19 protein-coding genes and 1 other RNA gene are annotated in these 24,412 nt (G+C 56.3%); 8 read left to right on the top strand and 12 right to left on the bottom strand.

What is annotated here, in order from left to right:
* Window positions 1-14 precede the first annotated feature (14 nt).
* Window positions 15-1,457, top strand: a complete 1,443-nt coding sequence (gene selO, locus IPZ49_RS20785) for a protein adenylyltransferase SelO (RefSeq protein ID WP_063146065.1) — start codon at window positions 15-17, stop codon at window positions 1,455-1,457.
* On the opposite strand, the gene IPZ49_RS20780 is transcribed toward selO, so the two are convergent.
* The 8 genes from IPZ49_RS20780 to ppsR form a co-directional block, all read right to left on the bottom strand.
* Window positions 1,454-2,233 (bottom strand): heme ABC transporter ATP-binding protein, encoded by a 780-nt coding sequence (locus IPZ49_RS20780; RefSeq protein ID WP_045621450.1) that lies wholly within the window; start codon window positions 2,231-2,233, stop codon window positions 1,454-1,456. The two genes, selO and IPZ49_RS20780, sit on opposite strands and share 4 nt — an antisense overlap.
* Complete coding sequence (locus IPZ49_RS20775; RefSeq protein ID WP_023299913.1) at window positions 2,226-3,218, bottom strand: iron ABC transporter permease; 993 nt, start codon at window positions 3,216-3,218, stop codon at window positions 2,226-2,228. Before IPZ49_RS20775 ends, IPZ49_RS20780 begins: the two co-directional genes overlap by 8 nt.
* On the bottom strand, window positions 3,218-4,036 hold the full coding sequence (locus IPZ49_RS20770) for a hemin ABC transporter substrate-binding protein (protein ID WP_045621453.1): 819 nt from the start codon (window positions 4,034-4,036) through the stop codon (window positions 3,218-3,220). The genes IPZ49_RS20775 and IPZ49_RS20770 overlap by 1 nt, the downstream gene beginning before the upstream one ends.
* Entirely contained in the window at window positions 4,033-5,061 is a 1,029-nt protein-coding gene (gene chuS, locus IPZ49_RS20765) for a hematinate-forming heme oxygenase ChuS (RefSeq protein ID WP_063146209.1), read from the bottom strand. The genes IPZ49_RS20770 and chuS overlap by 4 nt, the downstream gene beginning before the upstream one ends.
* Before the next feature lie 35 nt (window positions 5,062-5,096).
* A complete protein-coding gene (locus IPZ49_RS20760; RefSeq protein ID WP_063146064.1) occupies window positions 5,097-7,079 on the bottom strand; it encodes a TonB-dependent hemoglobin/transferrin/lactoferrin family receptor in 1,983 nt (660 codons plus the stop codon).
* A 76-nt stretch (window positions 7,080-7,155) separates the two neighbouring features.
* Window positions 7,156-7,344: a hemin uptake protein HemP gene (hemP, locus tag IPZ49_RS20755; protein WP_022647850.1), complete on the bottom strand. Its 189-nt coding sequence runs from the start codon at window positions 7,342-7,344 to the stop codon at window positions 7,156-7,158.
* 209 nt (window positions 7,345-7,553) lie between these two features.
* Window positions 7,554-8,600, bottom strand: a complete 1,047-nt coding sequence (aroH, locus tag IPZ49_RS20750) for a 3-deoxy-7-phosphoheptulonate synthase AroH (RefSeq protein WP_063146063.1) — start codon at window positions 8,598-8,600, stop codon at window positions 7,554-7,556.
* Between the two features lie 150 nt (window positions 8,601-8,750).
* Window positions 8,751-9,584, bottom strand: a complete 834-nt coding sequence (gene ppsR, locus IPZ49_RS20745; protein WP_017384644.1) for a posphoenolpyruvate synthetase regulatory kinase/phosphorylase PpsR — start codon at window positions 9,582-9,584, stop codon at window positions 8,751-8,753.
* 335 nt (window positions 9,585-9,919) lie between these two features.
* Here ppsR and ppsA point away from each other — a divergent pair, with 335 nt between their 5' ends.
* The 4 genes from ppsA (at window position 9,920) to IPZ49_RS20725 (ending at window position 16,877) form a co-directional block, all read left to right on the top strand.
* Window positions 9,920-12,298, top strand: coding sequence for a phosphoenolpyruvate synthase (gene ppsA / locus IPZ49_RS20740; protein ID WP_193762868.1), 2,379 nt, complete (start codon window positions 9,920-9,922; stop codon window positions 12,296-12,298).
* A 234-nt stretch (window positions 12,299-12,532) separates the two neighbouring features.
* Window positions 12,533-13,933 (top strand): MFS transporter, encoded by a 1,401-nt coding sequence (locus IPZ49_RS20735; RefSeq protein WP_022647853.1) that lies wholly within the window; start codon window positions 12,533-12,535, stop codon window positions 13,931-13,933.
* Window positions 13,934-13,936: 3 nt separating this feature from the next.
* A complete protein-coding gene (locus IPZ49_RS20730; protein ID WP_063146061.1) occupies window positions 13,937-16,312 on the top strand; it encodes a glycoside hydrolase family 3 N-terminal domain-containing protein in 2,376 nt (791 codons plus the stop codon).
* A gap of 358 nt (window positions 16,313-16,670) precedes the next feature.
* Window positions 16,671-16,877: a hypothetical protein gene (locus IPZ49_RS20725; RefSeq protein WP_022647855.1), complete on the top strand. Its 207-nt coding sequence runs from the start codon at window positions 16,671-16,673 to the stop codon at window positions 16,875-16,877.
* A gap of 400 nt (window positions 16,878-17,277) precedes the next feature.
* Here IPZ49_RS20725 and rprA read toward each other — a convergent pair.
* Together rprA and ydiK are read right to left on the bottom strand one after the other, a co-directional pair.
* An RNA gene (gene rprA / locus IPZ49_RS20720) (antisense sRNA RprA) lies at window positions 17,278-17,385 on the bottom strand.
* Between the two features lie 209 nt (window positions 17,386-17,594).
* Window positions 17,595-18,710, bottom strand: coding sequence for an AI-2E family transporter YdiK (gene ydiK, locus IPZ49_RS20715; protein ID WP_063146060.1), 1,116 nt, complete (start codon window positions 18,708-18,710; stop codon window positions 17,595-17,597).
* 199 nt (window positions 18,711-18,909) lie between these two features.
* Here ydiK and IPZ49_RS20710 point away from each other — a divergent pair, with 199 nt between their 5' ends.
* From IPZ49_RS20710 to IPZ49_RS20700, 3 genes are all read left to right on the top strand, one after another.
* Window positions 18,910-21,966 (top strand): FAD-binding and (Fe-S)-binding domain-containing protein, encoded by a 3,057-nt coding sequence (locus tag IPZ49_RS20710; RefSeq protein WP_063146059.1) that lies wholly within the window; start codon window positions 18,910-18,912, stop codon window positions 21,964-21,966.
* Window positions 21,963-22,373 carry a 1,4-dihydroxy-2-naphthoyl-CoA hydrolase gene (gene menI / locus IPZ49_RS20705; protein ID WP_022647858.1) on the top strand — a complete coding sequence of 137 codons (411 nt, stop codon included), beginning with the start codon at window positions 21,963-21,965 and terminating at the stop codon, window positions 22,371-22,373. The genes IPZ49_RS20710 and menI overlap by 4 nt, the downstream gene beginning before the upstream one ends.
* Window positions 22,374-22,458: 85 nt before the next feature.
* Entirely contained in the window at window positions 22,459-22,653 is a 195-nt protein-coding gene (locus IPZ49_RS20700) for a YdiH family protein (protein ID WP_003857766.1), read from the top strand.
* A 46-nt stretch (window positions 22,654-22,699) separates the two neighbouring features.
* Here the strand turns inward: IPZ49_RS20700 and IPZ49_RS20695 are convergent, their stop codons facing one another.
* Window positions 22,700-23,329 carry a helix-turn-helix domain-containing protein gene (locus IPZ49_RS20695; RefSeq protein WP_063146058.1) on the bottom strand — a complete coding sequence of 210 codons (630 nt, stop codon included), beginning with the start codon at window positions 23,327-23,329 and terminating at the stop codon, window positions 22,700-22,702.
* Window positions 23,330-23,406: 77 nt separating this feature from the next.
* Complete coding sequence (locus IPZ49_RS20690) at window positions 23,407-24,066, bottom strand: winged helix-turn-helix transcriptional regulator (protein WP_022647860.1); 660 nt, start codon at window positions 24,064-24,066, stop codon at window positions 23,407-23,409.
* Window positions 24,067-24,412: the final 346 nt, after the last annotated feature.

Raw genomic sequence — 24,412 nt, 5'->3', positions numbered from 1 at the left:
AAGCAGGAGGACTTATGACCCTGTCTTTTACTGCTCACTGGCACGATGAATTACCCGGCTTTTACACCGCGCTTAAGCCCACGCCTTTACAGAACGCGCGTCTTATCTGGCATAACGATGCATTAGCGGATTCGCTTGGCATCCCTTCGACACTTTTTCAGCCAGAAAAGGGCGCCGGTGTCTGGGGCGGCGAAACGCTGCTTCCGGGCATGAAGCCTCTGGCTCAGGTCTACAGCGGACATCAGTTTGGCGTCTGGGCGGGACAGCTCGGCGATGGTCGCGGCATCCTGCTGGGTGAACAGGTTCTGCCGAATGGCGAAACGCTCGACTGGCACCTGAAAGGGGCAGGGTTAACACCGTACTCACGCATGGGGGATGGCCGCGCGGTGCTGCGTTCAACCATTCGTGAAAGTCTGGCTTCCGAGGCGATGCATGCCCTGGGGATCCCCACCTCACGCGCGCTGTCCATTGTCACCAGCGACACGCCGGTGGCCCGTGAGACGATAGAGCAGGGGGCGATGCTGATCCGCGTGGCGGAAAGCCATCTGCGTTTCGGTCATTTTGAACACTTCTACTATCGCCGCGAGCCGGATAAAGTCCGCCAGCTTGCCGACTACGCCCTTCGACGTCACTGGCCGCACCTGCAAGACGAACCGGACTGCTATGTTCTCTGGTTCCGTGATATTGTCGCGCGCACCGCCTCAATGATTGCCCGCTGGCAGGCCGTCGGCTTTGCCCACGGGGTGATGAATACCGACAACATGTCCCTGTTAGGGCTGACGTTTGACTACGGTCCGTACGGCTTCCTTGATGACTATCAACCGGGTTACATCTGTAACCATTCGGACTATCAGGGGCGTTACCGTTTCGACAACCAGCCTGCGGTGGGGCTGTGGAACCTTCAGCGGCTTGCGCAAAGCCTGTCGCCGTTTATCGACGTCGATGCCCTGAACGATGCGCTCGACACCTATCAGGAGGTCTTGCTGCGGGAATATGGTGTGTTAATGCGCAACAAGCTGGGGCTGATGACGCAGGAAAAAGGCGATAACGCGCTGCTGAATGGGCTGTTTGCCATCATGGCGCGTGAAGGCAGCGACTATACCCGAACCTTCCGTATGCTAAGCCAGACGGCGCAACAGAGCGCCGCTTCACCGCTGCGTGACGAGTTCATCGATCGACAGGCGTTTGATGACTGGTTTGCCACTTACCGGGCGCGTTTACAGCAGGAACAGATTGATGACGATACCCGCCAGGCGCGGATGAAGGCGGTTAACCCGGCGATGGTGTTGCGCAACTGGCTGGCGCAGCGGGCTATTGAGCAGGCAGAGCAGGGGGATTATGCCGAGCTGCATCGGCTGCATATCGCCCTGCGCACGCCGTTTGCTGACCGGGAGGATGACTATGTCAGCCGCCCGCCGGACTGGGGCAAGCGACTGGAAGTGAGCTGCTCAAGCTAAGGGGCGAGAAAAACCTGCGGCGCGGCGTGCGCCGGATGTCTGCCGACGTGCACCTGCGCACCGTACCAGCGCGCCAGCGCGTCGGCCTGCAATACCGTCTCCGGTATGCCCTGAGAAACAATCCTGCCGTTGTGTAACAGCAGGATCCGGTCCGACCATAACGCGGCGAGATTAAGATCGTGCAGCACCACGCAGGCGTGAAGATGACCCAGACGGGTCAGCGATTTCAACAGGCGCAGCAGATGCTGCTGGTGGTAGAGATCCAGCGCTGAAGTGGGTTCGTCGAGAAACAGCCAGCCGCGCGGCGTACCCTCACGCCACAGCTGCGCCAGCGCGCGGGCGAGCTGAACGCGCTGCTGCTCGCCGCCCGAGAGGGAATGATAACGTCTGCCAGCCAGCGGCAGGCAACCGGTCAGCTGCATCACCTCACGCACAATCGACGGTTCAGGTTGACGCGACCAGGGCGCACGCCCCATTCCAACGATCTCCTCCACCAGCCAGTCAAATCCAGGCTGAGTATGCTGACGCATCACTGCCCGATAGCGGGACAGCGTCTCCGGGTGCCATTCATCCAGCGCTTTCCCCGCCAGCGAACAGCCGCCGCTGTCGGGTTTCAGGTAGCCGGTCAGCAGTCGCAGCAGCGTGGATTTCCCCGCGCCGTTGGGACCGATCAATGTAACCAGCTCTCCCTGCGACAGTGACAGCGAAACGTTATCTGTCAGCGTGCGGCCAGACCGGGTAAAAGTCAGATTTTCAGCCGTATAACGTTCAGCCATGCTGTTCTCCACGACGAAAAATGAGCCATAAGAACCAGGGGGCGCCAAGGATGCTGGTGAGCAACCCGACCGGCATTTCTGCCGGGGCGACCAGAGTGCGGGCTACCGTATCCGCCACCAGCAGCAGAAAAGCGCCCGCGAGAACCGTGCCGGGGAGGGTTGCCCGGTGATCGGCGCCCAGCCACATGCGCATCAGGTGCGGCACCACGAGTCCGACAAAGCCAATCACGCCGCTGACGGCGACAGCCGCAGCGACCAGCAGAGCGCTGCATAACAGTAATATTCGCTGTACAAGGGCAACGTCCACGCCGAGATAATGCGCTTCCTCTTCACCCAGTTGCAGTAAATTTAACGCGCTGGCACAACGCCAGATCGCCAGAGCGGCAGGCACCATCAGCGAGATCACGGCGAGCAGCGTTGACCACTGCGCCTGACCGAGACTTCCCATTCCCCAGAGTGAAAGCTGACGCAACTGGGCGTCATTGCTGACCCACGAAAGCACACCCACTGCCGCACCGCACAGGGCATTGATGGCGATACCCACCAGCAACAGACGTGACAGAGAGGTGTCACGCTGCTTGCTGAGCAGGAAGATCACGCCTGTGGCTGCCAGCGCCCCAAAAAATGCCGCCAGCATCGGAGCATAAAGCATCACCAGCGCGGGCAGCGAGAGCGGGAGCACCACCCACAGGGCGACGGCCAGCGCCGCACCGCTGCTGATCCCGAGCAGGCCCGGGTCGGCCAGCGGATTGCGGAACAGCCCCTGCATGACGCAGCCGGCGAGCGCCAGCGACCCGCCAATCACCAGCGCCAGCAGCACGCGGGGCAGACGGATGGTGAGCCAGATCTGGCGTAGCGTCTCATCGCTGCCGCTCCACAGCACGTTCACCGGCAGGCGTAACGCCCCAAAACCGGTAGCCATGAACGTCATGACGGTAAGCAACCCCGCCAGAAGCCATAACGATAACGTGATGCGCCGGGACATCAGGGCAGTTGCTCCGCTCTGGCACGCAACTGTTGTATGGCTTTCGGCGTGCGGACGCTGAAGCCCAGCAGTGCCATGTCATCAATAGCCAGCACCTGCTTGCTTCGCCCCGCTGGCGTTTGCGCCAGACCGGGCAGTTTCCACAGATTTTGTTCGCCGCCCAGCGCGTTAAGGCCGTCCTGCGAAATCACCACCAGATCCGGCTGGCTGGCCATTACCCCCTCCTGGGAGAGCGGCTGATAGCGGGTAAAGCCCTGCATGGCGTTCTGCAACCCGGCGGCGCGTATTGCCGCATCCGCGCCGGTCTGTTGCCCGGCCGCCATTGCGGTCATTCCGCCGTGGCTGAGGATAAACAGCACCCGCTTGTTGAGCGGTGTTGAGGGCAGAGCCGCCAGCGCCTGACGCAGCGAGTTGCGCAGGGTTTCCCCTTGCACCTCATGATGCGTCGCCTGAGCTATCACCCGCACTTTTTCGTCAATCGTGCGCAGGTCAGGCGTGCCGGGAACGGTAACTACCCGGACGTGGCTCTGTTCAACCTGTTTCAGCGCCAGAGAGGGTTGCGCCTGGTCGCTTGCCAGCACCAACGTCGGGCGTACAGACAGAATTCCCTCCGCATTCAGCTGGCGGAGATACCCCACGTCAGGCAGCGCCTTTGTCGCCTGCGGCCACTGGCTGGTACTGTCGCGCGCAACCAGAGAAGACTCCGCGCCGAGGGCGTAGACGATCTCCGTCACGTCGCCGCCGAGGGCGACAATTCTCTCCGGCGCGGCGACGGCGACCAGCGGCAGGGCGCAGAGCAGGGCAAACCAGTTTTTCATGCGGCCAGCCCTTCTGGCGTCAGAGCGTCAATCTGGCGGCGCCACTGGCTCTGCTCCGGCTCGCCTTCGGTACGCTGCCCGTAGAGCTGGGCGATCTGAGTTCCATCCGCAGCAAACAGCTCCAGGCTGGTAACGTGTCCGTCTGCCGTGGGCTTACGCGTAACCCACGTCTCCGCGATAGTCTCCTCCAGCAGATGCAGGGTAAAGGTTGGGTTGAAGATGTTCAGCCAGCCCTTCATGGGCGTCAGTTTTTCCACCACACCGGTGAAGATCTGCACGCAACCGCGGTTGCCGACGAAGATCATGATTTCGTTTCCGTCCTGTTGCGCCCTCTCCAGCAGTTGTGCCAGCGCGCTGTTATCCACCTTACAGGCCAGATCGTCACTCACCAGACGAAACGCCTGCTGGCGGCTCAGGTTATGGCGCTTCAATAAGCTAAAGAATTGATGCACGTCGGTCATGGCGCGCCACTCTTTCTCCACCGAGCCTGCATCTGCACCGTCGGAATGCGCGGGGGCTTCGACAGCCTTCAGCGCCAGAGCGGGGTTATCGGCAATGATAAAACGGGTCAGGACGTCGCCCCAGGCGGCAACGTCGGTGTGATCCGTGGTGTAGACCTTCAGTAAAGCGTCGCCCTGATGATCGAAGAACTGAATGCTCTGACGTTCGCCGCGGGAGTTCGTTTCGCTAATGTGAAACGCGCTCGCCCACTGGTTGAGGAACAAACGCAGATCCAGCGCGCGCGGATTCAGCACCAGCCCGGCATGACCGCCGAGGTGCTGGTGAGTAAACGCTCCAACCTGTTCGTGAACGGCGTATTCGTTACGGCAGATGCATTTGGTTTCCCCCACGGACTCCAGCGCTGCCAGAATCTCGCGGATTTCACCGCGCAGCCGCCAGGCGTCGTGTCCAACGCGCGCAAATGCCAGCTCTGCTTCGCTGATGTGCATTAATCCGGCGATATCACGGGCGTACTTACCCGGATGTTCTTCTTTAAGCTCAAGCCAGCGTGTGTAGTGACCCATAATCTTATCCTTCTGAATCGTTGCCCCGAAGGGAATTACCATTGATAACTGACGAAGATCTTGCCGTTGCGGCCATCCTGCGGGATGCCCTGCGGTGACCAGTAGGCTTTGTCGAAGGCGTTCCCCAGCACGAGGGTGGTGGTGACGCCTTTGAACTGCTGCTGGCCTTTATAGCTGACGTAGAAATCATTTACTGCGTAGCCAGGCTGCTCGCTGTAGCTGCTGCTGATGTGCGTTGAACGTTCGACGAAGGTGCCGATCCAGCCCACGGAGAAGCCGCTTTGCGCCACCGGGATATCCAGCTTGCTGGTGACGGTGTCCGGGTTGATGCTGGAGATATATTCACCCGTGTCGGTATCTTTCCCGCGCGTGCGGTTGTAGGCCACGTCGAGGTTGAACAGGCTGGTGGCGTAGGTTGCCATCATGTCCCAGCCCCAGATTTTGGCATTTGGTACGTTATAGGACATGGTAGTGGCCGCCGCAAAATCGACGGTGGTAGAGATGTAATCTTTTGCTTTGGTGTCGAAGTAGCTGGCTTTGAACTCCAGCGCGTCGTTGGCGAGTAGCAGATCGTCAAAACGCAGCCCAAAACCGAACTCCTGGGTTTCGTTGGTCTCCGGACGCAGGTTCGGGTTCGGCACCCAGTAGTTAGTGTAGAAGCTGCCGATAGAGAAGTGCTTTGAGTCGTTATACATCTCCCCCATCGTTGGCGCGCGGAAGGCCTGGGCGTAAGAGCCGAAGAGCATCAGCCAGTCGGTTGGACTCACGGTTAACCCGGCGCGTGATGACCATTTATCCGCATCCACGTCGTCGTAACCGTCGCTGCTGCCGCGGTAGTTGTCGTAACGCGTCCCGCCGAGAAGCGTTACCGGCAGGTCGCGCAGGGTGATCTCATCCTGCAACCAGCCGGAGCTGAAGTCGATTTTAGCGTCCGGGAAGCCGGTGGTCGCGCCGCCAGGGTGTTGCTCCTGACGGTAGTATTCCCCGCCGTAGGTCAGCAGGTGCGAGGCGAAGGAGTCGCTGAACAGGCGGGTGCGGTTTTCCACTTTGCCGCCTTTGGTGGTCTGCTTACGGAACTCGCCGCTGGCGTCGATGTTCTGGGCGTTGATCCGCGCTTCGGACCAGTAAATTTTCGCATCGGCGTTCAGCCAGTCGTTTCCGGCTGGCGCAATGCGGTAGCCAAGCTGGGCATCGCGCTGAATGGTGGAACGATCGGTCATCGGGTTACTGCTGCTGGCATCCGTGGTCTGCGGGTTTTTCGGCTCCTGCGCGTCGTTGTTGTAGTAGCGCAGGGAGCCGCTCAGCGTCTGAGCCGGATCAATTTTCCAGCTGCCTTTCGCCAGCATATTGTTGATGGATTCGTCGTTTGGCGCCCTCGCGCCGTCACTCTGGCGAATGTCGCCGCGATCGCGACTGGACCAGGAGACCACACCGTCCAGGGTATCGGTGCGGCCATAGGCGCTGGCGCCCATCCCGATGCTGTGATCGCCCGTTGCACCGGTAGCAAATACGCGATAGCCGCTATTTTTACCTGCGTCCAGCAGATCGCTGGCGTCGACGGTGTCATATGAAATTACGCCGCCCAGCGCGCCGCTGCCGTACAGCAAGGCGGAAGGGCCACGTACCACTTCGATACGTTTGATCAGCGCCGGATCGAGGAACGTGCTGTTCAGGTGTCCGGTATCGGTGCCCTGGCGTACGCCATCCACCAGCACCAGCACGCCACGTCGGTCGTAACCGCGCAGGTTAACGTCCTGACCGTTGGTGCGCCCGGTGCCGTCCAGCGTCAGGCCGGGCACCTTGCGCAGCAGGTCGGCGGCGGAGCTGGCGGTCTGGTTTTCCGGCGCGGTGGCGTCAATCACGCTTACCATCATGGGGGCTTCGAAGGCGCTGCGGGCATTGCCGGTGGCGGTAACGGTGATATCGTCTGTGGCGGCAAACGCAACGCCCGGCAGGGTGCTGACAATTGCCAGCGCCAGAAGAGACGGGCGTAAAGACGCGGATTGCAGGTGTGGCATAGCAACTCTCCATAAGAATTGAAAAGCGCTGGCTGCCTGGGGATCACCTGGGTGGCTGGCGAATGTGTTGTCTGGATTATTTAGTCAGGATCAGTTTTCCGGCATTGGTCTGGCGCAGCAGGTAGTGCTGGCCGTCATGCTCGATAATGACCCGTCCCTCCTCACCCAACAGGCTTTTGCTGTCGATTCGGCGATCGGTGGGAGCAGGGGACGGCGCTGTGTGTGTTTTTACTGGCGTTGCCGCGCTGTTATCGGTCGGTGACATAATGTTTATAAATAACAATCAATGTAACAATGATAATCATTATCAATAAACTGCAAATTCACGGCAAGCGTTTTTATGAAAATTGTGTGACGGGATCAAATTTGGGGGAGAGGTGCGGTCTGATGCCCTCACCCCGACCTTCTCCCACGGGGAGAGGGAGAAGGGCACGTACCGTAGGCCGGGTAAGCGCAGCGTCACCCGGCAGGATTTTAAAAGCGCGTGTCCACGGCTGAAGCCAGCTTCTCCAGCAGCAGCTCGCTGTCTTCCCAGCTCAGGCACGGGTCGGTGATCGACTGGCCGTACACCATTTGCTGTCCGGCGACGATCTTCTGCGTGCCTTCTTTGATAAAGCTCTCCGCCATAATTCCTGCAATGGCGGTCGAGCCGCTGCGGATCTGCTGGCAGACTTCATCGCAGACGTCCAGCTGGCGGCGGTGCTGTTTCTGGCAGTTGCCGTGGCTGAAATCCACCACCAGATGCTCCGGCAGGTCAAATTCCGCCAGCGTTTCGCAGGCGGCGGCAATATCTTCTGCATGGTAATTCGGTTTTTTACCGCCACGCATAATGATATGTCCGAACGGGTTGCCGCTGGTCTGGTAGATGGTCATCTGGCCGTTTTTATCCGGGGAGAGGAACATATGGCTGGCGCGTGACGCGCGGATGGCATCAACGGCGATGCGGGTATTGCCGTCCGTTCCGTTTTTGAAGCCCACCGGGCAAGAGAGCGCCGACGCCATTTCACGGTGGATCTGGCTTTCGGTGGTACGCGCGCCAATCGCGCCCCAGCTAATGAGGTCGGCAATAAACTGTCCGGTCACCATATCCAGAAATTCGGTAGCGGTCGGCACGCCCAGCTCGTTAACCTGTAGCAGCAGCTTACGCGCCAGCGCAATGCCGTGATTCACCCGGTAACTACCGTTCAGATCGGGATCGGATATCAATCCTTTCCAGCCCACGACAGTACGCGGTTTTTCAAAGTAGGTACGCATCACGATCTCCAGGCGATCCTGATACGTGCCGCGCAGCGTCTGAAGGCGTTGTGCATAATCCATCGCCGCGTCCAGGTCGTGGATGGAGCAGGGGCCAATTACTACCAGAAGACGTTTGTCTTCACCATTGAGAATTTTTTCGATGCGGCGACGGGAGGCCGTCACATGGTCCGCCACCTCGTCGGAAACGGGGTGCAGCCGGGCCAGTTCAGCCGGGGTGACCAGGCTATCAATGCGCGCGGTGCGCAGTTCGTCGGTTTTGTTCATGGAATGTCTCAGAAATTTTTTGCTTCATCGGCAGACTACCGGGAAGTGATGGGCATCACCTTAAACCAATCCCTGCTGATTTCAAGTTCGGGGCACGTCGCCCCGAGGATGGCATGATAATAACTGAAACTGGATTAATGTACTAGCATATTAGTACATGCGGCGATTCAGTCCCATGATATCGAGGATCTTGGTGGCAATTTCTTCTACTGAATAGTTGGTACTGTTCAGCCAGGGGATCTGATTTTTCCGGTACAGCGCTTCGACTTCGGAGACTTCCATTCGGCACTGGCGCATTGAGGCGTAGCGGCTGTTCTCGCGACGTTCTTCGCGGATCGCCGCCAGTCGTTCCGGGTTGATGGTCAGCCCAAATAGCTTATGCTGAAGCGGCTTGAGCGCGGCAGGCAGCACCAGGTTGTCCATATCATCGGCAATAAAGGGGTAGTTAGCGGCGCGAATGCCAAACTGCATTGCCAGGTAAAGGCTGGTGGGGGTTTTACCGCAGCGCGACACACCTAGCAAAATGACCTGCGCCTGGTCCAGATTGCGCAGCGAGATCCCGTCGTCGTGCGCCAGAGTGTAGTCAATGGCGGCAATACGCGCATCGTATTTGGTCAGGTTGCCGGGGTTCAGCCCGTGGGTACGGTGAGCGATCGGCGTCGGGTCGAGCTTCAGCTCGCTTTGCAAGGGTGCAACCAGCGCCTGCACGATATCCTGACAGAAGCCCTCGCTTTGCAGAATGATGTTGCGGATCTCAGGGATCACAATGGAATAGAACACCAGCGGACGAACACCGGTCTGCTGGTAAATGGCGTCGATCTGGTCCTTGACCGCTTTGGCCCGGCTCTCGTTTTCCACGAACGGCAGCGTGATGCTGTTTATCGACACGGGAAACTGCGACATCACCGCGTGTCCCAGCACCTCGGCGGTAATCGCCGTCCCATCAGAAATATAAAAAACGTGGCGATCGACAGCATTATCCATTTTATCCACCCTGAATAGCGTACGTAATTGCCTGAAAGCATAAATTAAAAAAGTTAATTGCACAGCAAAGAACTTATCTGAATTTAAAATGAAATGGTGTTTTTGATTTTCCTGAAAAGTGGATTTCATTTTCTGATTAGCGGCGTTATTTCTATGGTTTTTGCCGGAATCTATAGGAATCATCGGGTTAGCGAGTGCGGGGAAACTGTCCGAAAAGTTGAAAATTTAAATTGCTTACACGATTCACCGTTTTTTTAGCGGAAATAAATATGCCAGTATAAATACGTAGTCAGGTGTTTCTTACTCCGATCAAATATCACAAAAGGATTGTTTCGATGTCCAACAATGGCTCGTCACCGCTGGTGCTTTGGTATAACCAACTCGGCATGAATGATGTAGACAGAGTTGGGGGCAAAAATGCCTCCCTGGGTGAAATGATTACAAATCTGTCCGGTATGGGTGTCTCCGTACCAAACGGGTTTGCCACAACCGCCGATGCGTTTAACCTGTTTTTAGACCAGATCGGTGTAAACCAGCGCATTTACGACCTGCTGGATAAAACGGATATTGATGATGTCACCGAGCTTGCCAAAGCCGGGGCGCAAATCCGCCAGTGGATTATCGACACACCTTTCCAGCCGGAACTGGAAAAAGCGATCCATGACGCCTACAACCAGCTCTCCGCTGACGACGCGCAGGCCTCCTTTGCCGTGCGCTCTTCCGCTACCGCGGAAGATATGCCGGATGCCTCTTTCGCCGGACAGCAGGAAACCTTCCTCAACGTCCAGGGTTACGAGGCGGTACTGGTGGCGGTGAAGCATGTGTTTGCTTCCCTGTTCAACGACCGCGCCATCTCCTATCGCGTGCATCAGGGCTATGACCACCGCGGCGTCGCGCTCTCCGCAGGCGTACAGCGCATGGTGCGCTCCGACGTGGGCTCTTCCGGCGTGATGTTCTCTATCGACACGGAATCCGGCTTCGACCAGGTGGTGTTTATCACCTCCGCGTGGGGTCTGGGCGAGATGGTGGTGCAGGGGGCGGTGAACCCTGACGAATTCTACGTGCACAAGCCTACGCTGGCGGCTAACCGTCCGGCAGTGGTTCGCCGCACCATGGGCTCGAAAAAAATCCGCATGATCTATGCCCCGACGCAAGAGCATGGCAAGCAGGTCACCATTGAAGATGTGCCGCAGGAGCAGCGGGATCGCTTCTCGCTCACCGACGCCGAAGTGGAAGAGCTGGCAAAGCAGGCGGTGCAGATTGAAAAACACTATGGCCGTCCGATGGACATTGAGTGGGCCAAAGACGGACACACCGGCAAGCTGTTTATCGTGCAGGCGCGTCCGGAAACCGTCCGTTCGCGCGGTCAGGTCATGGAGCGCTACACCCTGCACGCGCAGGGCAAAATTGTCGCGGAAGGCCGCGCAATCGGCCACCGCATCGGTGCCGGTCCGGTGAAAGTGATCCACGACATCAGCGAGATGAATCGCATTCAGCCTGGCGACGTGCTGGTGACCGACATGACCGACCCGGACTGGGAGCCGATCATGAAGAAAGCGGCTGCTATCGTCACCAACCGCGGTGGCCGTACCTGCCACGCGGCTATTATCGCCCGTGAGCTGGGGATCCCGGCGGTGGTCGGCTGCGGTGACGCGACCGAACGCATGAAGGACGACCAGAACGTGACGGTCTCCTGTGCCGAAGGCGATACCGGTTACGTGTATGCCGATATCCTCGACTTCAGCGTGAAGAGCTCCAGCGTGGATACCATGCCGGACCTGCCGCTGAAAATCATGATGAACGTCGGTAACCCGGATCGCGCGTTTGACTTCGCCTGCCTGCCGAACGAAGGCGTGGGCCTGGCGCGTCTGGAATTCATCATCAACCGCATGATCGGCGTTCACCCGCGCGCGCTGCTGGAGTTTGACGACCAGGACGCGAAGCTGCAAAACGAAATCCGCGAGATGATGAAGGGTTACGACTCGCCGAGAGAGTTCTATGTCGGCCGCCTGACGGAAGGCATCGCCACGCTCGGCGCGGCCTTCTACCCGAAACGCGTGATCGTGCGTCTGTCGGACTTTAAGTCCAACGAATATGCCAACCTGGTGGGCGGCGAACGCTACGAGCCGGAAGAAGAGAACCCGATGCTGGGCTTCCGCGGCGCCGGACGCTACGTGTCGGAAAGCTTCCGCGACTGCTTCGCGCTGGAGTGCGAAGCGGTAAAACGCGTGCGCAACGACATGGGGCTGACCAACGTGGAAATCATGATCCCGTTCGTCCGTACCGTGGATCAGGCGGAAGCGGTGGTGGATGAGCTGGCGCGTCAGGGGCTGAAGCGCGGCGAGAACGGGCTGAAGATCATCATGATGTGTGAAATTCCGTCCAACGCCCTGCTGGCCGAGCAGTTCCTGGAGCACTTCGACGGCTTCTCCATTGGTTCGAATGATATGACGCAGCTGGCGCTCGGCCTGGACCGCGACTCCGGCGTTGTCTCTGAGCTGTTTGATGAGCGTAACGAGGCGGTGAAAGCGCTGCTCTCCATGGCCATCCGTGCGGCGAAGAAACAGGGTAAATATGTCGGGATCTGCGGGCAGGGTCCTTCTGACCATGAAGACTTTGCGGCCTGGCTGATGGATGAGGGGATTGATAGCCTCTCCCTGAACCCGGACACCGTGGTGCAAACCTGGCTGAGCCTGGCAGAGCTGAACAAGTAAAACCTGCATAATCTGAAAAAGGCGAGGAGATCTGTCCTCGCCTTTTTTATTTTCCTGCGAATATGCTCACCATCACAAATAAAGCAAAAAACCAAATATCATAATTTATCTGTTAATTTAGACAATTGTTAGTGGGCAGGGCGTTGCTAATACTTGAGCCTTACCGCGTACATCCGTCGGGATGATGCGCGACTGGTTGAAATACGTTTTAACCTGATAAAAAGGCAAATAACAATGACAATCTCCTCTGTATTACGTACCAAAGATAAAATAGGTTATGGCCTCGGTGATATGGCCAGCGCGCTGGTCTGGCAAACGGCAACGTTATTTCTCGCGTATTTCTATACGGACGTATTCGGTTTGCCGGCGGCCATTATGGGCACCATGTTTTTAGTGGTGCGCGTGATCGATGCGTTTGTCGATCCGTGCATTGGCGCGCTGGTGGACCGCACTCAGACCCGCCACGGTCGTTTTCGTCCCTGGCTGCTCTGGTTTGCCATTCCGTTTGGCGTGAGCTGCCTGATTACCTTCTACGTACCGGATGCCGGGCAGACGGCGAAAATTGTCTATGCCTGCGTAACCTATGCCATCCTGAGCCTGATCTACTCCGCGATTAACGTTCCATACTGCGCCATGCCCGGCGCGCTGACGCTCGACCCGCGCGAGCGCCACTCGCTGCAATCCTGGCGCTTTGGCCTGTCGTTTATCGGCGGGTTGATTGTAACGGTCATCGCGCTGCCGCTGGTCTCATTATTAGGTCAGGGGAATGTGCAAAAAGGTTATTTCTATGCCATGAGCCTGATGGGGCTGCTGGGTATTATTTTATTCTTCTGCTGCTTCTTTATGACCCGGGAGCGTTACTCGCCACGCAATGACACCTCCGGCTCGATGCTGACGGATTTAAAACTGCTGGCCGCCAACAGCCAGTGGCGAATTGTTTTTCTGTTTAATATTTTACTGTTAACCGCCGTCGTGACGCGTGGCTCTGCGACCATGTATTACGTTAACTATGTTCTGTTACGTCCTGAACTGGTCTTTGCCTTTATTGTTTCCGGCATGGTGGCATCCTTAAGCGGCGCATTATTATCTGAACGCCTGCTGGGGAAATTTGATCGCGTACGTGCCTATCAGTGGACCATTATTTCTTTCGTTATTTTTGGCGCGTTGATTTTCTTCATTCCTCCTTCGCAGGTGTGGCTGATATTCGGTCTGAATATTGTGTTTAGTTTTATTCAGAACCTGACCACGCCGCTGCAATGGACCATGTTCTCCGATGTGGTGGACTACGAAGAACACCGCAGCGGCCGCCGTCTGGACGGGCTGGTCTTTTCTACCGCCCTGTTTGCCATCAAGTTTGGGTTGGCGCTGGGTGGGGCGGTAGTCGGTTGGGTGCTGGGCATGGTGGATTACGCGCCCGGACAGGCAAACCAGGCGCCTCACGTCCTCGCAACCATCAATGCCCTGTTCACCCTGATCCCCTGCGCGCTGTTCCTCTGCATGGTGGCGCTCCTTGCTATCTACAAACTCAACAGCCGACTGGTGGATTCCATTGCCCGTGAGCTGGCCAGCAAGCGAGAAATTCGAAACGATGCGGGGCAGCTCAGCCCGGTAACCCAATCCGCACTACAGGAGTAAACCATGACTGCGATCTACAAGGACGCGGGACGTCCCGTACACGAGCGTGTCGCCGATTTACTGGCGCGTATGACGCCGGAAGAGAAATTTGCCCAGATGCACGCGTACTGGCTGATCCTCGATGAACACGGCAACCACCGCGAACGCAGCGATTTGAGCGATGAGTTCGCTGGCGTGAGCGAACAGGCGTCCCTCAGCGAAAGGCTGAAGCTGGGCGTCGGGCAGATCACCCGTCCGCTCGGCACGCACATTGTTGATGCAAAAACCGGCGTGCGTGCCGCTAACAGCCTGCAACGTATGATGATGGAGGAGACCCGGCTCGGCATTCCGGCGCTGTTTCATGAGGAGTGTCTGGTGGGGCTGCTGTGCAAAGATGCAACCCTGTTCCCGTCGTCGCTGAACTACGGTTCCACCTGGGACCCGGCGCTGGTGCAGCGCGCGGCGGAGCAGATTGGCAACGAGGCCCGGTCTGTCGGGTGCCAGCAGGGGCTGGCCCCGGTGCTGGATGTCTCGCGCGATGTGCGCTGGGGACGGACGGAAGAGACCTTTGGGGAAGATCCGTGGCTGGTAGGGGTGATGGCGACGGCGTACGTGAAGGGGTTGCAGGGCGATAAGCGCGATCTGCTGGCGACCCTGAAACATTACGTGGGGCACTCCTTCAGCGAAGGGGCGCGCAATCATGCGCCGGTCCATCTGGGTTTCAGCGAGCTAAACGATACCTTCCTGCTACCGTTTGAGATGGCGGTGAAGCTGGCCAACGCTGGTTCGGTGATGCCAGCCTATCATGACATCGATAATCAGCCAGGGCACAGCGACCATTTCTTGCTCACCACCGTGCTGCGTGATCAGTGGGGCTTCGACGGCATTATTGTCGCGGATTACGGCGGCGTCAGCCTGCTGCACCAGCACCACGGGATTTCTCACGATCCAGCAGAATCGGCGGCGCTGGCGTTTAACGCCGGGCTGGACGTGGAATTGCCGAAGGATGACTGCGCCCGTCATCTGGCGGAAGCGGTAGAGCGTGGGCTTATCTCAATGGCGAAAGTGGATGAGATTGTGGCGCGCGTGCTAAGTGAAAAATTCCGTCTCGGGCTGTTTGAAAAACCGTACGCCGACGAAAAAGGTATCGATTTGCAGAATGAGGCGACCCGGCAGGTGGCGCGCGAGGTGGCAACAAAATCGATCACGCTGCTGGAAAATAACGGCATTTTGCCCCTCGGCGGAAAACCCCGTGTAGCGGTAGTGGGGCCGACGGCGGACGATCCGCTGGCGTTGCTGAGCGGCTACAGCTTCCCGGTTCACCTGATCATCAGCGATATGGTTGAAGAGACCTCGCAGGTGACAACCCCGCGCGCGGCGCTGGAACAGTACCTTGGTGCATCGCAGATACGTTACGCCAAAGGGTGCCACATTATCGAAAAACGGATGGCGGGTGCGCCGGTGTTCCCGGGCGACAGCGGCGGTAAACCGATGCAGCAATCGCCGGTTTCACAACGCACGGATTTGATCCCCGAAGCCGTGAGCGCGGCAAAAGAGAGTGACGTGGTGGTGGCCTGCGTGGGCGACCTCGCCGGGCTATTCCAGAGCGGCACCGTGGGGGAAGGATCGGATACCGATTCGCTGAATCTGCCGGGCGTGCAGCAACAGCTGCTTGAGGAGCTGGTGGCAACCGGCAAGCCGGTAATTGTCGTCATGACGGGCGGGCGTCCTTATAACCTTCAGGGGCTGGAAGAGAAGGTGGCCGCGCTGATGATGGCCTGGGCGCCGGGGCAGGAAGGGGGCTGGGCGATTGCCGATATCTTAACCGGCCGCGCGGAGCCGCAGGGCAGGCTGGTAGTCAGCGTGCCGAAAAACGCCGGGGCGATGCCGTACTACTATAACCACAAGCTGAAAAGCGGCGGCACGCCGTTTGCGTTCCATTTCGGCGCACTTTACCCGTTCGGTTACGGTCTTGGCTGGACGCAGTTTCACTGGAGTGCGGCGCGTCTCGCTGAAAGCCACGTCCCGGTCGACGGAGAGGTGGTGTTAAGCGTCGATGTCAGCAACATCGGGGAGCGCAGCGGCAGCGAAGTAATACAGGTGTACGTGCATGACAAAGTCGCGACGCAGGTTCGTCCGCTTCAGGAGCTGAAAGCGTTTCAACGCGTTACGCTTTCACCGGGAGAAACCGCCACCCTGACCTTTACCTTGCCGGTGGAGATGTTTAATTTCACCCGCCGGGACGGGAAGCGGATTGTCGAGCCAGGTGAATTTGAGCTACAGGTTGGCGCGTCCTCGGCGGATATTCGCGAGGTGGTGAACGTGCAGGTGACCGGGGAGACGCGGGTGCTGGAGGGGGAATGGCAGATGTTGAGTAGGAGTGAAATTTGTAAAAATTAATATTCAGGACTCGCCTGGCCACAAAGGCGAGTCCTCTTTCAAGCAATCAAAAGAGGAAAATGAACTTACAAAGCACTAATAACTTAAAAAAATAGTTCGCATAAGAATAGTCTTAGCCGCCTTGCTCTGAGCCTGGAACTGATATAGCTACTCCTCACCGTCTGCTGGTTGCAGGACTGCGCCAGATAGCCTGATAGGTTTGATGAGCTATAAAAGATGAAATTTAAATGAAGATACGGACTCTGTCTGATTTAAGTTCCCTGTGCAACGGCTACATGACAACGCAATGCAGGGAAAACGAAGACCTACAGTGCATAGCGTCAGAACTCAGGATTCAATAAGTAACTGGAGAGGTTAAGTGGTTGTAGATATTTCGGTGTTATTCATTATTCTTTTAATGATTGTGTGCGCCCTGATTTATCGCCTTTCTGTCATGGAAGATAAGTTGTTAGCAATGGAGTTAAGACACGCTACGGAAGTCAACGCAGCGCGTAGAGAAGGGTATATAAACTGCATGAATCTTCATGCTCAGGTTGAAAAAAGTATAAAAGATAAAGCTAAATGATGGCGTTTTTAGGAACGCCAGTTTGGCTGTTATATCATTTACTGTGCTTGCCTTGATGTTTATCTTTTTTCTTATGGCGGGAAAATAACCCACATAACTATTATTGACAGAAGAAAAAGGTGCAGGCGCTGCTCCTGGAGTGGTCAGCCGCCTTAAACGTGGTGATGCTCATTACAACGTGAACGTGCTCGCGCTGATGAACGGGCAGAGGCTACTAATAATTCAGAGTAAAAGGAACAGCTAGCGGTACGAGAAAGATATTCAGAAGATAGTGAAATGGCATATGCTTATGACGAATGGAACTAAACAGTAAAACTCTTTCATCGCTATTCATTCGTCTGTAATGAACGGTTTTTTCGTTTAAAACACGCCAAAATCCTGTGCTCTCAGCATAAGTTAAATAAAAAAAAGCCCATCGTGGGAGATGGGCAAAGACTACACACAGCAATTCGTTGTTTCACTCAGGGGATTTCCATGCTTATAAATCAAGGTGTTGATTTATAACCGAGTCTTAATAGTAGGCATGCCAACTTTATGAGTCGATCGGATTCGTCTCAATAGTTAAAGGGAGGTAAAGATTTCTTGAAGAGAATGACGGTTTTAGGCATGAAAAGGCGGGTCTGACCAGTGCGCAGAGAATAAATAGTTTAGCAACGTTTAAGTATTCCTGCGAAGAGTGTAGGCCGGGTAAGCGTTAGCGCCACCCGGCAAAGGTTATTACTGCGCGTTCTTATCTTCCAGCTCTTCAAGTTCGCCTAAGATGAGGTCCGGATCGGTTCCGGGTGGCGGCACTTCATGCACCCAGGCAGAGAAGAGACGCCAGGTTACCGCAAGCAGCACCGGACCGATAAACAGGCCAATCATGCCGAAGGCAATCAACCCCCCGATCACCCCGGACAGGATCAGAATCAGCGGCAGATCAGCGCCCATGCGGATGAGGAGAGGACGAATCACGTTATCCATGGTGCCCACCACGCAACTCCAGACCAGCAGCACCGTGCCCCAGGTCGTGTCCCCCGTCCAGTAAAGCCAGATAATGCAGGGAACCAGCACCAGCAGCGGACCAAGCTGTGCCAGACAGGTCATCAGCATGACAACGGTGAAAATGGTGGCATAAGGTACGCCGGAAACCGCCAGCCCGATACCGCCAAGCACCGCCTGCACCAGCGCTGTGACCACCACGCCGAGCGCCACCGCGCGAACGGCCTGGGCTGCCAGCAGCACGGCCGCATCGCCGCGTTTACCTGCCAGTCGGGTGGCGAAATGGCGTACCCCCAGCGCAACCTGCTCGCCGCGCCAGTACAGCAGGGCGCTGAAGACCAGCATCAACGTACAGTGCATCATGAAGCGACCAATATGTGCAGCCTGCCCGACAAACCAGGTGGTGGTTGTGCCGATGTACGGGCGCACTTTGGCCATCAGGGCGCTACCGCCCATCTCCAGCAGGCTGTGCCAGCCGCTGTATAGTTTTGCGCCCACAACAGGAATGCTGTTCAGCCACGCGAGATCCGGCAGCGTCATGTCACCGCTGGTGACCGCGCGAATAACCGGGCCGCTGCTGTCAACCAGGCTGTTAACCAGCAGCGCAATGGGAATAATAAACAGCAGGAACAGCAGCAGCGTCATCACCAGCACGGCAAGGCCGCGGCGACCAAACAGCAGTTTCTGCAAACGTAAGAGTAAAGGCCAGGTTGCGACCACGACGGTCGCGGCCCAGGCAAATCCGAGCACGAAAGGACGAACAATCCACAGACACGCAATAATCATAATGGCTAAGAACAGCACCGACAGCAGTATCTGTGCGACATCCCTGGGCTGACGAAGATTGACCATAAACGAAACTTTCCTTAAATGAACACCAGCAAGGCTGATGGGAATATAAACCGCATCTCTCTAATCATTAGTGATTTCAGCGATTTTTGACAGGCGGATTTTGCCCGTAATTCTACGAAGCACATAAGAAAAAAATGTGATAAAACTTTCCAGACACAACGCAAACGATTTCACACTATTCTCATTAGGGTCGACAGCAATGATCCCACAGATTTCTCAGGCACCGGGCGTCGTTCAACTGGTGCTTAATTTTTTGCAGGCACTGGAGCAACAGGGTTTTACAGGTGATACCGCCACCGATTATGCCGACAGGCTGACGATGGCAACCGATAACAGTATTTACCAGCTTCTTCCCGATGCCGTCGTTTTCCCGCGCTCTACCGCCGATGTGGCCCTCATCGCCCGTCTGGCGTCGCAGGAGCGTTTCAGCTCCCTGGTCTTTACCCCGCGCGGCGGCGGGACGGGCACCAATGGGCAGGCGCTGAACCAGGGCATCATCGTTGATATGTCCCGCTATATGAATCGCATCATTGAGATCAACCCGGAAGAGGGGTGGGTGCGTGTGGAAGCGGGGGTAATCAAAGATCAGCTGAATCAGTTTTTAAAACCGTATGGCTATTTTTTTGCGCCCGAGCTTTCCACCAGTAACCGCGCAACCCTTGGCGGGATGATCAACACCGATGCCTCAGGGCAGGGCTCGCTGGTCTACGGCAAAACCTCCGATCACGTCATGGGTGTGCGGGCGGTGCTGCTGGGGGGCGATATTCTCGATACCCAGCCGTTGCCGGTCGAACTGGCTGAAACGCTGGCAAAAGAGAGCACCACCAGCGGACGGATTTATCGCACCGTGCTGGAGCGCTGCCGCGAAAATCGCGAACTGATCCTCGACAAATTCCCGAAGCTCAATCGCTTCCTGACGGGCTACGATCTGCGCCATGTCTTTAATGACGATCTGAGCCAGTTCGATCTTACCCGCGTACTGACCGGGTCAGAAGGGACGCTGGCCTTTATCACCGAAGCGCGTCTGGATATCACCCCGCTGCCGAAGGTGCGCCGTCTGGTGAACGTCAAATACAACTCCTTTGACTCCGCGCTGCGTAATGCCCCGTTTATGGTGGAGGCGCGGGCGCTGTCGGTGGAAACCGTTGATTCAAAAGTCCTGAACCTGGCCCGGGAAGATATTGTCTGGCATTCGGTGAGCGAACTGATTACCGACGTGCCGGATAAAGAGATGCTCGGTCTGAACATCGTCGAGTTCGCCGGCGATGACGCAGAGCTGATTGAGAGCCAGGTGAGCACGCTCTGCCAGCGTCTGGATGAGCTGATTGCACAGGGGGAAGGCGGCGTCATTGGCTGGCAGCTGTGTAACGACCTCTCCGGCATCGAGCGAATCTACGCGATGCGTAAAAAGGCGGTGGGGCTGCTCGGTAACGCGAAAGGGGCGGCGAAGCCGATTCCATTTGCGGAAGATACCTGCGTGCCGCCGGAGCATCTGGCGGATTATATTGTGGAGTTTCGTGCGCTGCTCGACAGCCATGGTCTGAGCTATGGCATGTTCGGGCACGTTGACGCGGGTGTGCTACACGTGCGCCCGGCGCTGGACATGTGCGATCCGCAGCAGGAGATCCTGATGAAGGAGATCTCCGACGAGGTCGTGGCCCTTACGGCCAAATATGGCGGTTTGTTATGGGGAGAGCATGGCAAAGGATTCCGCGCCGAGTACAGCCCGGCGTTTTTTGGTGAACAACTCTACGCCGAGCTGCGTAAGGTGAAAGCCGCTTTTGATCCTGATAACCGTCTTAACCCGGGTAAAATCTGCCCGCCAGAGGGCGTTGATGCGCCGATGTTGCAGGTAGACGCCGTCAAGCGCGGCACCTATGACCGACAAATTCCGATTGCGGTTCGCGCTTCCTGGCGCGGCGCGATGGAGTGCAACGGCAACGGGCTGTGCTTCAACTTCGATGTGAAAAGCCCGATGTGTCCGTCGATGAAAATCACCAGCAACCGCATCCACTCCCCAAAAGGACGTGCGACGCTGGTGCGCGAATGGCTGCGCCTGCTGGCCGACCGCGGCATTGACCCGCTCAAGCTGGAACAGGAGCTGCCGGAAAAACGCGCCAGCCTGCGCGGGCTCATCGAACGGACCCGCAACAGCTGGCATGCGAATAAAGGCGAATACGATTTCTCGCATGAGGTGAAAGAGGCGATGTCCGGCTGCCTGGCGTGCAAGGCGTGTTCAACCCAGTGCCCGATTAAAATTGACGTGCCGGAATTCCGTTCCCGCTTCCTCCAGCTGTACCACACGCGTTATCTGCGCCCGATGCGCGATCATCTGGTGGCAACGGTGGAGAGTTACGCGCCGCTAATGGCTCGTGCGCCAAAAACCTTTAACTTCTTTATCAATCAGCCGCTGGTGCGCAAACTGTCTGAAAAACATATCGGCATGGTGGATCTGCCGCTGCTGTCGGTGCCATCGCTCCAGCGTCGGCTGGTGGGGCACCGCTCGGCGAACATGACCCTGGAACAACTGGAAGCATTAAGCCCTGAGCAGAAAGCGAAGGTGGTGCTGGTGGTGCAGGATCCGTTTACCAGCTATTACGATGCGCAGGTGGTGGCTGATTTTGTCCGTCTGGCAGAGAAAATTGGCTACCAGCCGGTGGTACTGCCGTTCTCGCCGAACGGCAAGGCGCAGCACATTAAAGGTTTCCTGACCCGCTTCGCGAAAACCGCGCAGAAAACTTCAGATTTCCTGAATCGCGTGGCGCAGCTCGATATGCCAATGGTGGGCGTCGATCCGGCGCTGGTGCTCTGTTACCGGGATGAATATAAGCAGACGCTCGGCGATAAGCGTGGTGATTTTCAGGTCTTACTGGTGCATGAGTGGCTGCCTGCGGTGCTGAAGCAAACGGCCCCTCAGGAGGTCAGCGGAGAATCCTGGTACCTGTTTGGGCACTGTACCGAAGTGACCGCGCTGCCGACGGCGCCTGCCCAATGGGCTTCTATCTTCGCGCGCTTTGGCGCGAAGCTGGAAAGCGTCAGCGTGGGCTGCTGCGGTATGGCCGGAACCTACGGTCATGAAGTCAAAAACCACGCTAACTCGCTCGGCATTTACGAGCTGTCGTGGCACCAGGCAATGCAGCGCCTGCCGCGTAACCGCTGTCTGGCGACGGGCTACTCCTGCCGCAGCCAGGTGAAACGGGTGGAAGGTAACGGCGTTCGCCATCCCTTGCAGGCTTTACTGGAGATTATCGGATGATCTGGAAACGTGCGGTCACTCTGCAGGCCTTAAATGCCATGGGTGCGGAAAACATGGTCGGTTTGCTGGATATCCAGTTTACGCGCATTGGCGATACCGAACTTGAAGCGACGATGCCAGTAGACAGCCGTACTCATCAACCGTTTGGCCTGCTGCACGGCGGCGCGTCCGTCGTGCTGGCCGAAACGCTGGGGTCGGTCGCAGGTTACCTGTGTACGGAAGGGGAGCAGAAGGTGGTCGGGCTGGAGGTCAATGCCAACCACATCCGCTCCGTTCGCAGCGGGCGCGTGCGCGGTGTTTGCCGCGCACTGCACGCCGGAAGTCGTCATCAGGTGTGGCAGATTGATATTCTGGACGAGCAGGATCGCCTGTGTTGTTCATCCAGACTGACGACGGCCGTTGTGTAAAGTTTCCGAATGTCTTGCTTTTGGTCAAAAATTAGCCGCCTGATTGTGATATACTGGTCACGTTTTGAACATAAGCGAGGACATCATGGATACTGAAATAACCCCAACACAGCTGGCAATTGAATATTTACGTCGCGATAAAAGCAATCTGTCTCCGGCGCAGTACCTGAAAAAGCTGAAACAACTTGAGCTGGAATTTACGGATTTGCTGGCGCTCTCTTCAAACGAGCTGAAAGAAGAGATCTACTTTGCCTGGCGGTTGGGCGTTCACGTCCATTGAGCAGTGAAGAAAAGGCCGCCCGTGCGGCCTTTTTTGTGTCTGAAACTCAGTATTTGGCAGGCAGTTTGTTAATTTTAATGAGCCGGCCTTCTTCCATTTCGATGAACCCGCCCGTTTTCAGGTCAGCCAGGATCCGCATTACGCCGCTGCGGGAAAGCCGGGTTTTATCCCGGATGTACCTTTCCGCCGTCACGCTGCGTCGGTAGTTGTCATCTTCCTGCATCAGCATCATGAGCTGCTGACGAATCATCTCGTAAGCCGTTGGCGCACCTTTCGGCATGACGTTGTGATAAAGGCGGTTATAGACAAACATCAGATGATTAGAAAGCAGCCCCCATAACGCCTTCTCTTTGATAACTTCTGCCGCCCGATCGGTTGCTAGCACGCCGATCAGGCATGGCGTCACCGTTTTGAGATAATCGTTAAAATATATGTCCGTCAGGTTAGCGAGGCCAAACAGGGCGGGACTGCGCGCGGTGGTAAGCATCATGTCGTCGCTTCTTCTGTATATCGCGATTGTGCCCTCGAGAATTAAATAACACATACTCTGCCCGTTAACCTGGAGATCAAGTTGCTCACCGGGATCGGTTTTATACGTGGCGCAGTGCGGCTGTAAGTGGGAAATCAGTTCCTGGGCATAGGGAGAGCCGCGATGCGATGGTTTGTCAGAAGACATAGCGTTAACCTGGAAAGAGACTGTACTTTCTATAGTGTCGCTCTTATTTTCCACCTTCTCCAGAGATAAAAACAACCTCAGTACTTGCGGGGTAAGTGATGGATCTCGATTAGCACGCCGCGCTCCATAGTGATGTATTTTCCCGTCCGCAACTCCGCCAGGATCCGCATAATGCCGCTGCGTGAAAGATAGGTGCGGCTTTTGATATAGGCTGCGGCGGTAATGCTTTGTCTTATGGCTTCCGGCTCCTGCATCAGTTCTACCAGCTGAAAGCGGATAATGTCGTAAGCCGACATCTGCGATATCTGGGCACAATGTTCGTAAACGCGCGATGCGGTATAGATCAGCAGGTTCGAGAAGGACTCCCATAAATTCTGTTGTGCGACTACGTGATTAAAACGCTCCAGCGTAACGCTAGCCACCTCTGAAGTTTCCAGCGCTCTGACGTAGAGGTGCTCAGAAGAAAACTGGCTGCTCACGCCGAGTATAAAAGGTGCGGATTCGGAATTTAAGACGATACCGTCACCTCGACGATGCAATGCCACGCTGCCATGTAACAGTAAAAAGCACTGGCGGATATCACCGGAATAATAATGGATGACTTCACCTTTAGCCATGATGCATCTTTCCGTATGCGGCAAAACATTATCGATTATTTTTTCAATGTGCTTAAGAGGCTTAGCGCCAAGCACTGTTGTTATTTCATTGCCTGAAACGGGCGCAATACGGGTGTTCATAAGAGGCCTCATACACTGATGCGATCATTTTTTGATCGACATAAAGAATTATCTTAAAAAACAGTTGGTCAGGGAATATTTTCGTCGAGTCTAATTATAGACTTGCCTATTAATGAGTGTTAATTAGTTGAATTTGAAACATTTTTGACTTAGGTCTAAAAGTAGACCGGGGACTTTATTGTTAAGATATTTCCAAAGTAATTTGTTTTGTTTTTGTTAAAAGAGAGTCTACAGCTAGACCCTAAAATCGATTGTGCGTAGAAAAAGAGTTGTATAAATTTTGATTCGTCGAAAGGGGTTTTATTTCTGCAACTGAATATCGGTAATAAATAAAGTAATACAGGAA

Source organism: Enterobacter cloacae complex sp. S2 (assembly GCF_015159675.1).
GTDB classification, from domain to species: Bacteria; Pseudomonadota; Gammaproteobacteria; order Enterobacterales; family Enterobacteriaceae; genus Enterobacter; species Enterobacter intestinihominis.
Note: the sequence above shows the minus strand (reverse complement) of the source record. Positions and strands in the feature narration are given on the sequence as shown.

What these genes read in the sequence shown, in the direction of transcription:
- IPZ49_RS20775 (WP_023299913.1), bottom strand. Translation starts at nt 3,218, where the DNA reads ATGTCCCGGCGCATCACGTTATCGTTATGGCTTCTGGCGGGGTTGCTT.
- ppsA (WP_193762868.1), top strand. Translation starts at nt 9,920, where the DNA reads ATGTCCAACAATGGCTCGTCACCGCTGGTGCTTTGGTATAACCAACTC.
- ydiK (WP_063146060.1), bottom strand. Translation starts at nt 18,710, where the DNA reads ATGGTCAATCTTCGTCAGCCCAGGGATGTCGCACAGATACTGCTGTCG.
- IPZ49_RS20735 (WP_022647853.1), top strand. Translation starts at nt 12,533, where the DNA reads ATGACAATCTCCTCTGTATTACGTACCAAAGATAAAATAGGTTATGGC.
- chuS (WP_063146209.1), bottom strand. Translation starts at nt 5,061, where the DNA reads ATGGGTCACTACACACGCTGGCTTGAGCTTAAAGAAGAACATCCGGGT.
- IPZ49_RS20780 (WP_045621450.1), bottom strand. Translation starts at nt 2,233, where the DNA reads ATGGCTGAACGTTATACGGCTGAAAATCTGACTTTTACCCGGTCTGGC.
- IPZ49_RS20730 (WP_063146061.1), top strand. Translation starts at nt 13,937, where the DNA reads ATGACTGCGATCTACAAGGACGCGGGACGTCCCGTACACGAGCGTGTC.
- IPZ49_RS20695 (WP_063146058.1), bottom strand. Translation starts at nt 23,329, where the DNA reads ATGTCTTCTGACAAACCATCGCATCGCGGCTCTCCCTATGCCCAGGAA.
- IPZ49_RS20700 (WP_003857766.1), top strand. Translation starts at nt 22,459, where the DNA reads ATGGATACTGAAATAACCCCAACACAGCTGGCAATTGAATATTTACGT.
- IPZ49_RS20690 (WP_022647860.1), bottom strand. Translation starts at nt 24,066, where the DNA reads ATGAACACCCGTATTGCGCCCGTTTCAGGCAATGAAATAACAACAGTG.
- menI (WP_022647858.1), top strand. Translation starts at nt 21,963, where the DNA reads ATGATCTGGAAACGTGCGGTCACTCTGCAGGCCTTAAATGCCATGGGT.
- ppsR (WP_017384644.1), bottom strand. Translation starts at nt 9,584, where the DNA reads ATGGATAATGCTGTCGATCGCCACGTTTTTTATATTTCTGATGGGACG.
- hemP (WP_022647850.1), bottom strand. Translation starts at nt 7,344, where the DNA reads ATGTCACCGACCGATAACAGCGCGGCAACGCCAGTAAAAACACACACA.
- selO (WP_063146065.1), top strand. Translation starts at nt 15, where the DNA reads ATGACCCTGTCTTTTACTGCTCACTGGCACGATGAATTACCCGGCTTT.
- IPZ49_RS20770 (WP_045621453.1), bottom strand. Translation starts at nt 4,036, where the DNA reads ATGAAAAACTGGTTTGCCCTGCTCTGCGCCCTGCCGCTGGTCGCCGTC.
- IPZ49_RS20710 (WP_063146059.1), top strand. Translation starts at nt 18,910, where the DNA reads ATGATCCCACAGATTTCTCAGGCACCGGGCGTCGTTCAACTGGTGCTT.
- aroH (WP_063146063.1), bottom strand. Translation starts at nt 8,600, where the DNA reads ATGAACAAAACCGACGAACTGCGCACCGCGCGCATTGATAGCCTGGTC.
- IPZ49_RS20760 (WP_063146064.1), bottom strand. Translation starts at nt 7,079, where the DNA reads ATGCCACACCTGCAATCCGCGTCTTTACGCCCGTCTCTTCTGGCGCTG.